10 protein-coding genes are annotated in these 12,869 nt (G+C 51.9%); 7 read left to right on the forward strand and 3 right to left on the reverse strand.

Annotated features, from left to right (window positions below; all coding sequences use genetic code 11):
- Nucleotides 1-7: 7 nt before the first annotated feature.
- The 5 genes from CA264_RS00175 (at nucleotide 8) to CA264_RS00195 (ending at nucleotide 8,290) form a co-directional block, all read left to right on the forward strand.
- Complete coding sequence (locus tag CA264_RS00175; RefSeq protein WP_025609378.1) at nucleotides 8-1,081, forward strand: branched-chain amino acid aminotransferase; 1,074 nt, start codon at nucleotides 8-10, stop codon at nucleotides 1,079-1,081.
- Between the two features lie 94 nt (nucleotides 1,082-1,175).
- Nucleotides 1,176-2,253 (forward strand): peptide chain release factor 2 gene (gene prfB, locus CA264_RS00180; RefSeq protein ID WP_119570406.1). Its coding sequence is split into 2 segments (ribosomal slippage): nucleotides 1,176-1,235 and nucleotides 1,237-2,253, totalling 1,077 coding nucleotides; the frame shifts between segments, so codons are not numbered across the junction.
- A 624-nt stretch (nucleotides 2,254-2,877) separates the two neighbouring features.
- Nucleotides 2,878-6,072: a SusC/RagA family TonB-linked outer membrane protein gene (locus CA264_RS00185; protein ID WP_025609380.1), complete on the forward strand. Its 3,195-nt coding sequence runs from the start codon at nucleotides 2,878-2,880 to the stop codon at nucleotides 6,070-6,072.
- A gap of 9 nt (nucleotides 6,073-6,081) precedes the next feature.
- Nucleotides 6,082-7,602 (forward strand): RagB/SusD family nutrient uptake outer membrane protein, encoded by a 1,521-nt coding sequence (locus CA264_RS00190; RefSeq protein WP_025609381.1) that lies wholly within the window; start codon nucleotides 6,082-6,084, stop codon nucleotides 7,600-7,602.
- Between the two features lie 88 nt (nucleotides 7,603-7,690).
- Nucleotides 7,691-8,290 carry a ribonuclease HII gene (locus CA264_RS00195; RefSeq protein WP_025609382.1) on the forward strand — a complete coding sequence of 200 codons (600 nt, stop codon included), beginning with the start codon at nucleotides 7,691-7,693 and terminating at the stop codon, nucleotides 8,288-8,290.
- 41 nt (nucleotides 8,291-8,331) lie between these two features.
- Here CA264_RS00195 and CA264_RS00200 read toward each other — a convergent pair whose 3' ends face one another.
- Nucleotides 8,332-8,766, reverse strand: a complete 435-nt coding sequence (locus tag CA264_RS00200; protein WP_025609384.1) for a response regulator — start codon at nucleotides 8,764-8,766, stop codon at nucleotides 8,332-8,334.
- 43 nt (nucleotides 8,767-8,809) lie between these two features.
- Nucleotides 8,810-10,291 (reverse strand): sensor histidine kinase, encoded by a 1,482-nt coding sequence (locus CA264_RS00205; RefSeq protein ID WP_025609385.1) that lies wholly within the window; start codon nucleotides 10,289-10,291, stop codon nucleotides 8,810-8,812.
- Nucleotides 10,292-10,618: 327 nt separating this feature from the next.
- Here CA264_RS00205 and gcvT point away from each other — a divergent pair, with 327 nt between their 5' ends.
- The gene (gcvT, locus tag CA264_RS00210) at nucleotides 10,619-11,707 is read left to right on the forward strand and encodes a glycine cleavage system aminomethyltransferase GcvT (protein WP_025609386.1); all 1,089 of its coding nucleotides are present in this window, start codon (nucleotides 10,619-10,621) and stop codon (nucleotides 11,705-11,707) included.
- A gap of 78 nt (nucleotides 11,708-11,785) precedes the next feature.
- Nucleotides 11,786-12,508 (forward strand): 2-phosphosulfolactate phosphatase, encoded by a 723-nt coding sequence (locus CA264_RS00215; RefSeq protein ID WP_025609387.1) that lies wholly within the window; start codon nucleotides 11,786-11,788, stop codon nucleotides 12,506-12,508.
- Nucleotides 12,509-12,540: 32 nt separating this feature from the next.
- Here the strand turns inward: CA264_RS00215 and CA264_RS00220 are convergent, their stop codons facing one another.
- On the reverse strand, nucleotides 12,541-12,867 hold the full coding sequence (locus CA264_RS00220; RefSeq protein ID WP_025609389.1) for a nucleotide pyrophosphohydrolase: 327 nt from the start codon (nucleotides 12,865-12,867) through the stop codon (nucleotides 12,541-12,543).
- Between the last annotated feature and the right edge of the window lie 2 nt (nucleotides 12,868-12,869).

Genomic DNA, 12,869 nt, shown 5'->3' on the forward strand with positions numbered 1-12,869 from the left:
ACTTACTATGTCAATAGATATGCTAACTATACCGGCACAATGTGTCACGGAGTCGCGTATTTCGCAGCTGGATATCAACAATATTGAGTTCGGAAAGCTCTTCTCAGACCACATGCTGGTGGTTGACTACAAAGACGAGGCTTGGCAGAACCCGGAGATACTGCCTTACGGCAACATAACCATGAGCCCGGCTACCTCGGCCCTCCACTACGGACAGGCTATTTTTGAGGGTATGAAAGCCTACAAGGACGCCAACGGCGACATCCTGCTGTTCCGCCCGCTGGATAACTTCCGCCGCCTCAACATTTCGGCGGAGCGCATGTGCATGCCGGCCATTACAGAGGACATTTTCATGCAGGGCCTGGAGCAGCTGCTGCGCCTGGATGCTGCCTGGGTGCCGCCAACCGCGGGCTGCGCACTGTATATCCGCCCGTTTATGTTCGCCACTGATGACTTTATCGGGGTAAGGCCGTCGTCCAAGTACCGCTTCACCATCTTCTCCTGCCCGGTGGGCGCCTATTACGGCCAGCCACTGAAGGTTGCCATAGAGCCGAACTTTGTGCGTTCTGCGGAGGGCGGTGCCGGCTATGCCAAGGCGGCCGGAAACTACGGCGCAGCGCTGCTGCCAGCCCGCAAGATGCAGGAAAAAGGGTATCACCAGCTTATCTGGACAGATGCCAAAGAGCACAAGTACATTGAGGAGTCCGGCACGATGAACGTAATGTTTGTGATCGACGGAAAGCTGATTACGCCTCCCGTGAGCACGACCATCCTGAAAGGCATCACCCGCGACAGCGTACTGACGCTGGCCCGCGACCTGGGCTACCCTGTAGAAGAGCGCAAGGTAGCAGTGGATGAGCTGGTGGAGGCCCACAAAGCCGGTACGCTGCAAGAGGCTTTCGGGACAGGCACAGCCGCTACCATAGCCCAAATAGCCACCATCCACTACGATAACACAGACATGGAGCTGCCTGCGATAGAAGGCCGCAAAATATCCAATCACCTGGCTACCGAGCTGGACAAGATCAAAACCGGCCAGGCTCCGGACCCGCACAACTGGGTGTACCGCATCAGCCTGTAAAGTATTAAGTATAAGTGCAGAGATGCTGAAGTATAGGCGACAGTTTATACTTCAGCATTTTCTTGTTTAAAAGGATGTATAACCAAGTACGCTAATGACAACTGAGCAAGTAAAAGAGTTGAAGGCCAGAGTAGAGGCCTTGAGGAGGTACCTTTGACTACGATGCCAAGAAAGAGCAGGTAAGGGAGACGGAGGTCGAGACCACTGCCCCTAACTTCTGGGATGACCCTAAAGAGGCTGAGAAGATCCTGAAGGAGATCAAGTCGGTAAAAGTATGGACGGACCACTACGAGGAGGTGGAGAAGGCTGTGTCTGACTTTGAGGTGCTGTTCGACTTCTACAAAGAAGGCGATGTGTCGGAAGAGGACATACAGCAGGAGTATAAAAAGGCCGAAGAAGCCGTAGAGGGCCTTGAGTTTAAGCGTATGCTGAGCGGTGAGGAAGACCAGCTAAGCGCCATTGTGGAGATAAACCCGGGCGCAGGCGGTACAGAAAGCCAGGACTGGGCCGAGATGCTGATGCGGATGTACATCATGTGGGGCGAGTCGCACGGCTTTAGCGTTAAGCAGCTGAACTACCAGGCCGGTGACGGCGCGGGTATACGTTCTGCCACCTTGGAGATCACCGGCGACTTTGCTTACGGCTACCTCAAGTCCGAGATAGGGGTGCACCGGTTGGTGCGTATTTCACCGTTCGACTCCGGTGGCCGGCGGCATACCTCTTTTGCCTCTGTTTTTGCCTATCCGGTGGTGGATGACACCATCAACATCGAAATCAACATGAGCGATATTGAGTGGGACACTTTCCGCTCAGGGGGTGCCGGAGGGCAGAACGTAAACAAGGTTGAGACAGCCGTACGCCTGAAGCACAAGCCAACCGGCATCGTTATCGAATGCCAGATTGAGCGCTCGCAGCTCATGAACAAAGAGCATGCGATCCGGATGCTCAAATCCAGGCTGTACCAGATAGAGCTGGAGAAGCGTAACGCCGAGCGGGACCGCATCGAGAGCACCAAAAAACGCATCGACTTCGGCTCCCAGATCCGAAACTACGTGTTGCACCCTTACAAGCTCGTGAAGGACGTGCGCACGGGCGTAGAGCGCTCAGACGTACAGAACGTGTTGGACGGAGATCTGGACGAATATATCAAAGCTTACCTGATGCAGGCGTAGAACGCCTGAAGAAAGCTGTAGCAAAGAAGCACCTTACTAGAGGTGCTTCTTTGCTTTTATACCTGTCTATAAACAATATTTTTTTTGCACTAAATTCTGTGCTTTTTTTAGGTCACTACCCTGCATGGGTTTATGGGTGTTTGAACACTTATTTTGCTGCAGCTTTTGATAAAGCTGCCCCCTTTAATACTGTAGAGGCCTTCTTTCCCTTCCGAGGCTGGGAAATAGCCACAACGGCAAAGTATACTTTTCCGTTGTGGCTGATCTTTAGTGGCATAACATTAGGTAAATATTTTTTTCGGGCTATTGTTTTTAATTATGCTTGTGCATATTATTGAACCCGAATAGAGGCATATACAGATTTACAGCTATCGAGAATACCCATAGTGTCTGTACGTGTTGCTACCACTCCCGCTCTCAGAGGTGAGGTGTGTCTGTTGTAGAGCACATTTACCAAAGAAAGAACAAACTTTTAAGCTTGAATCACCAAGTTGTCACTATCACGGATAGTTGGCTTTCTGTGTGGTGCCTGTTAAAAACACTTGTAAAGGTGAGTGGCAGCGCTATGTCCTGTGTTCGAAATACAAAATCTTACCAACCAATTTACCTAATCCAACCACTTACATGAGAAGAGTATTACTTTTGAGTTTTGCGATGGTGCTCACACTGCTGCAGCAGGTGTATGCCCAAAGCAGAACAGTGTCTGGTACAGTAACCGACCAGGGCACATCACAAGGACTGCCGGGGGTCGCAGTAATTGTGAAAGGTACCACAGTGGGCACCACGACAGGAGTTGACGGAACTTACTCCATCAACGTTCCCGCCAATGGTAACACCCTTATCTTCCGTTTTATCGGCTACAAGACCGTTGAACGCGAGATAGGGAGTGCCGCTACGATAAACGTTAACCTGGGAGTAGACGACAAGCAACTGGAGGAAGTTGTTGTGGTTGCCTACGGTACGGCAGATAAAGGCTCATTCACTGGGTCAGCCACTCAGATCAGCGCAGAGAAGATAGCGCAGCGACCTGTAACGAACATCACCAACGCCATTGCCGGACAGGCTGCAGGTGTGCAGACTAACTCTGGTAGCGGCCAGCCAGGAGCAGGACCAGAAATCCGCATCCGTGGTATTGGTTCTATAAACTCATCAAACGATCCGCTCTACGTTGTAGACGGTACACCGTACCCAGGTAGTATCGCCAACCTGAATGTGGATGATATCGAAAGCATCTCTATTCTGAAAGACGCTTCTTCTACCGCCCTTTACGGTGCACGTGCCACAAACGGTGTGGTGATGATTACCACCAAAAAAGGTAAAAAAGGGAGCAACCAGCTGAATGTGAAGATCTCGCAGGGTGTGAGCGAAAGAGCTATCAAAGAGTATGACCGTGTAAATGCATACGAGTACTATCCTTTGATCTGGGAAGCGCAAAGAAACAGCTTAGTAAACGCTGCAAAAGACCCTTATTCTTTAGAGGATGCCAATCAAATCGCTTCCGGCTTGAAAAAGCTGAGAGACGGCAAAGACGGTAGCGTTAAAGGTATTCTGGGGTACAACCCGTTTAACGTGGCAAACGATGCCATTGTTGATGCCAATGGTAACATCAACCCAGAGGCGAAGTTGCTTTATGACGACGTAGACTGGTTTGAGCCGTTGCAGCGCAGTGGCAGCCGTAGTGACTATGCCCTGAATTACAGCGGAGGCTCTGAGAAGAGCGACTACTTCGTGTCTTTGGGTTACCTGAAAGAGAAAGGCTATGTGATACGATCTGATTATGAGCGCTTTACTGGCCGTGTAAATGTGAACACACAGGCTACAGACTGGCTGAGAACAGGTTTGAACGTTTCCGGTACCATTACAGAGTCTAACCAGGCTAGCACAAGCAGCAGCAGCAGCTATGTTAACCCTTTTAACTTTGCCCGTGGCATTGGTCCTATCTACCCTGTTTACGCACATGACCCTAGTACTGGTGCCTATCTGCTAGATGAGGATGGCAACAGAATCTACGACTATGGTAACCTGTCTAACCTGGGCTTGCCTAACAGGGGCAGCAACGCCAGCGTAGGCCGTCACATAGTTGCGGAGACGATGTGGAACGATAACCTGTACAACCGCAATGTTTTAAGTGCCAGAACTTTCGGAGAGGTTAAGTTCTTGCAGGACTTCAAGTTTACAACAAACCTTAGCGTAGACATTGCAAACTACCTAGCTGCGGAGTACGACAACAACAAAGTAGGCGACGGTGCGCCGGCAGGTAGAGCTAGCCGCACTAGTACAACCGCTACAACCTACAACATCAACCAGTTGCTGAACTATTCTAAAACGTTCAACGACAGACACTTTGTAGAAGCTTTGGTTGGCCATGAAAACTACAGCTACGACTACAAGTACATGTACGGAATGCGCCAGGGCGTAATTGTAGAAGACAATACTGAACTAGGTAACTTCACTACTACGAACAGCTTAGATTCAAGAACTGATAAGTACAGAGTAGAAAGCTACCTGTCGCGCTTGAACTATACATTCGACGACAAGTACACCCTTTCCGGCTCTTACCGCCGCGATGGTTCCTCCAGGTTTGCGAAAGATGTACGCTGGGGTGACTTCTGGTCTGTGGGTGCATCTTGGCGCCTGGACAGAGAGACTTTCATCAGCATGCCGGAGTGGGTTAACATGCTGAAGCTTAGAGGTTCTTATGGTGAGGTAGGCAACGATGCCCTTCTGAACTCTGATGGAACTGACAGATACTATGGATACCAGGAACTGTACACGCTTGGCATGAACAACGCCAAAGAGCCAGGTTTCTTACAACAGGATGTGCTTGGTAGCGCAAACCTGCTGTGGGAGTCTAACAACAGCTTTGACATCGGCGTGGAGTTTGACCTGTTCAACCGAGTTAGTGGTAGCGTTGAGTACTTCAACAGAGAATCAGAGAACCTGCTGTTCCGCGTTCCGCTTCCTTTGTCAAGCGGTGTAAAAGAGAAGTGGGAGAACATCGGTACAATGGCTAACACAGGTGTCGAGGTACAACTTTCTACTGATGCCGTTAAAACGCAGGACTTTACCTGGAATGTTAACCTGAACGTGTCCACCTTCAAGAATGAACTGAAGAAGCTTCCGCAGGAAGAGGTGATCACGGGTACCAAAAAGTACATGGTGGGCAAATCTATCTATGACTACTGGTTGCGTGACTGGTACGGTGTTGATCCGGCTGACGGAGCAGGCTTGTTCGCTACCGATACATGGGTAGAAGGCAAGACGCGTGTGATCAACGGCGATACGGTAACCACAGACTCTAACGGTGCCAAGTATCACTATGCAGGCTCTGCAATTCCTGACTTTGCCGGTGGTATCACAAACACCTTTACTTATAAGAACCTGTCGCTTTCGGTATTGCTGACGTACCAGGTAGGCGGTAAAGTGTACGATGCTAACTACGCCTCTTTGATGAACGCCGGAACACAAGGTGGTGCACTGCACAAGGACATCCTGAACAGATGGCAGCAAGCTGGTGATGAGACAGACGTGCCACGTATGGACCTGACGACCGCAACGCATTACAATGCGCAGTCTGACCGCTGGCTGATCGACGCTTCTTACCTGAACATCAGATCTGTAAACCTGAACTACGTTCTTCCTTCAGAGCTCACTTCAAAGGTGTTCCTGAAAAATGCGAGTGTCTTCGCATCAGGTGAGAACTTAGCGCTGTTCTCTAAGCGTGACGGTATGAACGTGAATCAGTCTTACTCAGGTGTTACTTCTAATAGCTATATCCCTGCTCGTGTTTACACAGTTGGTTTGAACGTTACCCTTTAATTTTTGAAAATGAAAAAAGTATTATATAGCTCGCTTGCTGCCTGCATGCTCATGCTCGCCTCTTGCGACAAAGATTATCTTGAGGTGCAGCCAACAGATGCTGTGGCTGGAGACCTGGCAATTACCACTACTACAAATGCCATGGCCGCTCTGAACGGTATTCACAGAGCCATGTTCATGCAGTACGACAACCAGGACCAGGCAGGGCAGGGGTCAGTGATGATCAACCTGGACCTGCTGGGTGAGGACGTAGTTATGACTGCTGCTGGTAACGGCTGGTTTAACTCAACCTACAAATGGATGACGCACCGTAACGCGAATGCCGGTACAGTGTCTTTTGTTTACAGGTTCTACTATAAGATTATTGCTAATGCCAACAAGATCATTGAGGGCATTGACACGGCTGAAGGTACACCGGCAGAGCGTGCAGCAATAAAGGGGCAAGCTTTGGCGTACAGAGCCTGGGCGCATCACCAGCTCGTGCAGATCTTTGCTGAGCGCTATGACGCTTCCAAAAGCTCTAACGACCAGCTTGGTGTGCCGATCATGAACGTTTATACACTGGAAGGGCAGCCTCGGGCAACTGTGGAGCAGGTGTATGCGCAAATCAATAAAGACATTGATGAAGCGATCTCCTTGCTGCCTGCAAGACGTAACGCTAAGTCGCACTTTAACACAAACGTTGCAAAAGGCATCAAGGCCCGTGTGGCACTCACAATGCAGGACTGGGCTACTGCTGCCAAGTTTGCAAATGAGGCAGCGCAGGGTTACAAGCTGATGGGCCAAACGCAGTACTTAGCTGGTTTCAACAACGTTGAAAATGAGGAGTGGATGTGGGGAAGTGATCAGATATCTGATCAGACCACTTACTTCTACTCGTACTTCGCCTACATGTCTGCTAACTTTAGTTCGTCTAACATTAGAGCGAATCCGAAGGCAATCAACAGCCAGCTGTACAGCAAGATTCCCAACACTGACGTACGTAAACAGCTGTGGGACCCAACTCCTACGGAAGTGTTAGATGAGACAACCAAAAAAGTGGTTGGGTACGATGTGAATGGGTATGTTATACCATCAAACTTCTCTCCAAAGCCTTACATGAACAGAAAGTTCCTGGCTGATGGCGGAGCGAGCAGCGTTGGTGACGTGCCTTACATGAGAGCTGCTGAGATGATGTTGATTGAGGCAGAGGCGCTGGCTCGCATGGGCAATAACTCTGCTGCTGCTGCTTTATTAACAAAGCTTGTAAAGGCGCGTGATACGGAAGCCTCAGATATCACACTTGCTGACCAAGCGCTTATTGATGAAATCATGAAGCAGCGCCGTATTGAGCTTTGGGGTGAAGGCTTCCGCTTCTTTGACCTGAAGCGCACCAACAGCCCACTTAATAGAAACGGAGCTAACCACAGCGCAACTCTTGCCGGTAACGTTCTTGATGTTGCGGCTGGTGATAACCAGTGGCAATGGCTGATTCCGCAAGATGAGCTGAACTCAAACAATAACGAGGGAATGGTGCAGAATCCGTTGTAGTAAATAGTTTTTAGTTGTTAAAGAAGGCCCGCCGTCACTTGACTGGCGGGCTTTTCTTTTTGTACTTGCGCCTATACCTTTACAAGCAATGCTTTTACAGAACCATAGCGGCTATGCCCTGGAGGCAGGCGTAGATGAAGTGGGGCGCGGTTGCCTGGCCGGACCGGTGGTGGCGGCGGCCGTTATACTTCCCCCGAACTTTGAGCACCCGCTACTAAACGACTCCAAAAAGCTGACGAAGAAAGTGCGCGAGCAGTTGCGGGAGCTGGTGCTGCAGCATGCTGTGGCCTGGGCGATCGGGGAGGCGTCTCCGCAGGAAATAGACCAGTTTAACATACTAAACGCCACTTACCTGGCCATGCACCGTGCACTGCAGCAGCTGCAGTCGCAACCGGAGTACCTACTGGTGGATGGCAACCGCTTCAAACCTTACCGGGAGGTTCCGCATAGCTGCATTGTGAAAGGAGACGGGAAGTACTTATCGATAGCGGCGGCCTCGGTACTGGCCAAAACGTACCGCGATGACTTGATGGGCCGGTTGGCCAGGGAGCACAGCCACTACGGCTGGGAGCAAAATGCAGGGTATCCAACAAAGCAGCATCGGGAGGGAATCGCCAGGTTCGGCGCCACAGTGCACCACCGGCAGTCGTTTACCCTGCTGCCCGCGCAGCAGGAGCTTTTCCGGTAAAGCCTTTCTTGTAGGCGGGGCTACCGCAAAAGAGGGGCGTTTTACTTTAGTTTGATCAGGTCGAGGAAAAGGCTGAAGCTGTCGAGGGAGGAGTGGCTATGCTCAAAGCTATCAAAAGAGAGAGGCTTTACGATGTAGCCAGACACGTTCAGGCGCTGGGCCGCCATGCGGTCCGTCTCCTCGTTCGAAGTGGTCATGATGAAAACGGGAATATGGCTGAACTCCGGGTCGCGTCGCAGCTCTTCCAGAAACTCCAGCCCGTTCATCTTCGGCATGTTAATGTCCAGCAGAATAACGCTCGGGGCCGGAGATATCTTTTCCACACCCTCGCCACGCAGCATGTCCAGCGCCTCACGGCCATTGCGTGCTTCGTAAATCGGGTGTGTGATGCCTATCTTTTTCAGCTCTCGCTCCACATTCATGGTATCCAAATAGTCGTCTTCCACTAAGAGGATATTCACTTCTTTCTCGCTCATTATATCTGGGTACTCTGGTGAGTTGAAACAAAACTATAAAAAATTATTCAACCTCGCCCGAATCTTTTGGCCAGGTGAAGGTAAAAGTGGAGCCTTTGCCCGGTTCCGAGGACACCGAAATGGAGCCTCCCTGCCATTCCACGATCTTTTTCACAATCGTAAGCCCCACGCCTGTGCTTTCCACGGCGTCACGCTCCTGCAGAGTCTGGAAGATCACAAATATACGCTCATGATAGGCAGGGTCAATACCCGGGCCATCGTCTGAGATAGAAAAAACGTGAAATTTCTCCGTCTCATGGTGGTTTACAGTAATAAACCCACTGTCTTTGTCATGGTACTTAATGGCATTGCTGATCAGGTTGCTGAACACTTGCTGCAGCTGTATACGCACGGTGTGCAAAGTTGGTAGGCCGTCCTGCACGTCAATCGTGAAGTTCTTCGGCGGCGCAAGCATATCCACCACCTCTACCAGCAGCAGGTTCACGTCCACGTCTTCCTCTACCTGGCTGGTGCGGCCAATGCGGGCCAGCACCAGGATGCCGTTGATCAGGTTCTCCATGCGGTGCACGCGCACGCGCATCATCAGCAGGTACTCCTGCACATTCGGGGGAAGCTTGCTGCCCATGTCCTCCTCTACCCACCGTGAGGCCACCTCAATCCCGCGCAGCGGCGCCTTCAGGTCATGCGACACCACATAGGCAAACTGGTCGAGCTCCTTGTTCTTTAGGTCCAGCTCCGTAAAGGTCTCATCAATAGTGGTAGACATGCGGTTGAGGGAGTGCGACAGCTGGCTCAGTTCGTCGTTGCTGGTGTCTACGATACGGGTTTTGTAATCGCCGCGCGATACCTGCTCGGCCAGCGTCACCATTTTTATAATGCGGTTGGAGATGAGGCGTGTAATGTAGTAAGCCCAGCACAGGCCAAGCATCACAGAGAGAATGGTCAGGATCGTGGAGAGCTGCCGGGTGTTGTTTATACTTCTGTTAAGGCGCTCCCGGCGCTCCTCCCGCACCTTGTACTCGTAGGCGTTCAGTTCCCGGAAGGCGATACGGATAGAGTCCATGATGATTTTCTCGCCCAGCACCAGGCTATCGAGCTTCGCATCGAAGGCACGGTTGTTTACCAGGGTGTCGCCGGTGCTTTTGAGCTGGATGAGCGGCTCGGCGTAGCTGTTTAGCCAGTTGTTCTTCAGGCTCTGGATCTCGGTGATCTTCTTGATCTGCTCGGGAGAGGCCGATACAAAGGTCTTTGTCTCCTGCATGAGGCCCGGCAGCTGGTCTTTGGCCTGCACGTAAGGCTGCAGGAAGGTCTTGTTGCCATTGAGCAGGTACCCGCGCAGGCCGGTCTCCATGTCAATGATGTTACGCTGGAGCGCGGCAGAGTTGCGCACCATTATCTGTGAGCGCGACACCCACTGCGTGTTTTCGATCACGGCCTCCGACAGGCGGAAGTTCACGATGGCCACAGCCGTGAAGAGCACCGATATCAGCACAAAGCCGGCGAAGAGTTTAACGGAAAGTTTCATGAATAGAGGGTCTGGCTATACACTTAGTCAGGGGGTGCGGCGGAGGCTAAAGCCTGCTATACACCGGGGGCCACGCGCGTGGCGCTGAACAACAATACACAGAAAGAGACGGTTCGCAGAGCCGGAGCGGCGGCGCGACGTAAAAAAGGGGTAAGCATAGATGTCCTTTGGCTATTGTAGAATATATGGTTCTACGCAAGTATAGTGTTTTTGTTATAAAGATCTTCTCCGCAGGGGGAGGAAGTGCAGTGGGCGGGGCGGGATTAAATTTCGGAAGCGGCTGAAATTTACTTATTTTTGCGCCACACTTAGAACCGCTAAACCTACATGGAACTAAAGAAAATAGCTTTAAACGATGTACACGAGGCGCTCGGCGCTAAAATGGTGCCATTTGCCGGCTACAACATGCCCGTGCGCTACTCCTCTGACATAGAAGAACACAAGACAGTGCGCGAAGCTGTGGGTATCTTTGATGTGTCGCACATGGGCGAGTTTATTCTGCGCGGCCCGAAAGCTTTGGACCTGATCCAGCGCGTCACCTCCAACGATGCCGCTAAGCTGGACGACGGCAAAGTGCAGTACTCCTGCCTGCCAAACGAAAACGGCGGTATCGTAGACGATCTGCTGGTGTACCGCCTGTCTGCGGAGGAGTACCTGCTGGTTGTAAACGCTTCCAACATCGATAAAGACTGGAACTGGATAAGCAAGTACAACACCGAGGGCGTGGAGATGGAGAACATCTCAGACGAGATGTCGCTGTTTGCCGTGCAGGGCCCAAGAACCGCTGAGGCACTGCAGTCGCTGACGAAGATCGACCTGCCGAACATGGTATACTATACTTTTGACAAAGGAGAGTTTGCCGGTGTGCAGGATGTGATCGTTTCGGCTACAGGCTACACGGGGTCGGGTGGTTTTGAGATCTACGTGAAAAACGAAGACGCAAAAAAAGTATTTGACGCCATAATGGAAGCCGGCAAACCGTACGGCATTAAGCCGATTGGCCTGGGTGCCCGCGACACGCTGCGCCTGGAGATGGGCTTCTGCCTCTACGGCAACGACATCAACGACACCACCTCACCGATCGAGGCCGGCCTGGGCTGGATCACCAAGTTCGACAAAGACTTTACCAACGCTGCCAACCTGAAGGCTCAGAAGGAGCAGGGCATCAGCCGCAAACTGGTAGGCTTTGAGATGCTGGAGAAAGCCATTCCGCGTGCGCACTACGAGATTGTGAACGCAGAAGGGGAGAAGATCGGAGAAGTAACGTCCGGCACGATGTCTCCCTCTATGGGCAAAGGTATCGGCATGGGCTACGTGGCCAAAGACTACAGCAAAGCCGGCACCGAAATCTTCGTCCGCATCCGCAACAAAGACATAAAGGCAGAGGTCGTGAAGCTGCCTATTTATAAAAAGTAATTATTGGTGATCCGCCGGTCGTTGCCCGGGAGGGTAAACCTGCCCTCCCGGGCAACGACCGGCGGTAAACAAAAAGGTATGGCAAGTATAGATGTGTGTTTCAGCCCTGAGCTGCTGCACCTGTATGATTTGAAGGGAAAGGCTGTTGTGGCTGTGGATATACTGCGCGCCACCTCTACCATGGTAACCGCTTTTGCACACGGGGTCGCCAATATTTTCCCGGTAATGGACCTGGAGGAGTGCCGCGGTTACGCTGCGCAGGGGTGCCTGACGGCAGCTGAGCGCAACGGCATCAAGGCAGAGGGCTTTGACCTGGGCAACTCGCCCTTCGGCTACATGGGCGGAAGCGTGCAGGGCCGGGACATTGCGATCACCACCACCAACGGCACCCGCGCGATCCGTTTGTCAGAGGCGGCAGAGGAGATTATTGTGGGGGCCTTTCTGAACCTGCAGGCCGTGGCCGATTACCTGGCGGCGCTGCAGCTGGATGTGCTGGTGGTATGCGCCGGGTGGAAAGGGCAGTTTAACCTGGAGGATACGCTGTTTGCCGGGGCGCTGGTGGAGCGCCTGCAGGGCAAGTTCTCAACCGAGAACGACAGCACCCTGGCTGCGCTGTACCTGTACCAGACAGCTAAAGCCGATTTAGTCGCATTCCTGCGCCAGTCCTCGCACGTACGCAGGCTGGAGCACCTGGAAATCCACAAAGACATTGAGTTCTGCCTGCGCCACGATGCATTCAACGTACTGCCGGTGTGGCGCCAGGATAGGCTGGTAGACCTGGCCCTGGAACTGGAAAGCTAAAAGGAGGAGGGGTTGCCCCTCCTCCTTTTTTATTACTTCAGCTTCTCGTTTTGCTTATGCCGTTCGCTGTCGCGTTCGGTTTTCTTGTGCAGGTTCTTCTCCAGCGCCTCCGTCAGGTTTACGCCGGTTTGGTTGGCCAGGCAGATCAGCACAAACAGTACGTCGGCCAGCTCGTCGCCTAACTGCTTGCCTTCATCGCTCTTCTTAAACGACTGCTCTCCGTACTGCCTCGAGATAATCCGGGCCACCTCGCCCACCTCTTCTGTCAGTATGGCCATGTTCGTTAGTTCGTTAAAGTAGCGAACCCCGTTTTCTTTGATCCACTTATCTACAATGGCTTGTGCTTCGGCTATGGTCATGG

Source organism: Pontibacter actiniarum (genome assembly GCF_003585765.1).
In the GTDB taxonomy this organism is placed as follows: domain Bacteria; phylum Bacteroidota; class Bacteroidia; order Cytophagales; family Hymenobacteraceae; genus Pontibacter; species Pontibacter actiniarum.

Coding starts and splice junctions, on each gene's coding strand:
- CA264_RS00205 (WP_025609385.1), bottom strand. CDS start 10,291: ATGAAACTTTCCGTTAAACTCTTCGCCGGCTTTGTGCTGATATCGGTG.
- gcvT (WP_025609386.1), top strand. CDS start 10,619: ATGGAACTAAAGAAAATAGCTTTAAACGATGTACACGAGGCGCTCGGC.
- CA264_RS00200 (WP_025609384.1), bottom strand. CDS start 8,766: ATGAGCGAGAAAGAAGTGAATATCCTCTTAGTGGAAGACGACTATTTG.
- CA264_RS00220 (WP_025609389.1), bottom strand. CDS start 12,867: ATGACCATAGCCGAAGCACAAGCCATTGTAGATAAGTGGATCAAAGAA.
- CA264_RS00215 (WP_025609387.1), top strand. CDS start 11,786: ATGGCAAGTATAGATGTGTGTTTCAGCCCTGAGCTGCTGCACCTGTAT.
- CA264_RS00190 (WP_025609381.1), top strand. CDS start 6,082: ATGAAAAAAGTATTATATAGCTCGCTTGCTGCCTGCATGCTCATGCTC.
- CA264_RS00195 (WP_025609382.1), top strand. CDS start 7,691: ATGCTTTTACAGAACCATAGCGGCTATGCCCTGGAGGCAGGCGTAGAT.
- CA264_RS00175 (WP_025609378.1), top strand. CDS start 8: ATGTCAATAGATATGCTAACTATACCGGCACAATGTGTCACGGAGTCG.
- CA264_RS00185 (WP_025609380.1), top strand. CDS start 2,878: ATGAGAAGAGTATTACTTTTGAGTTTTGCGATGGTGCTCACACTGCTG.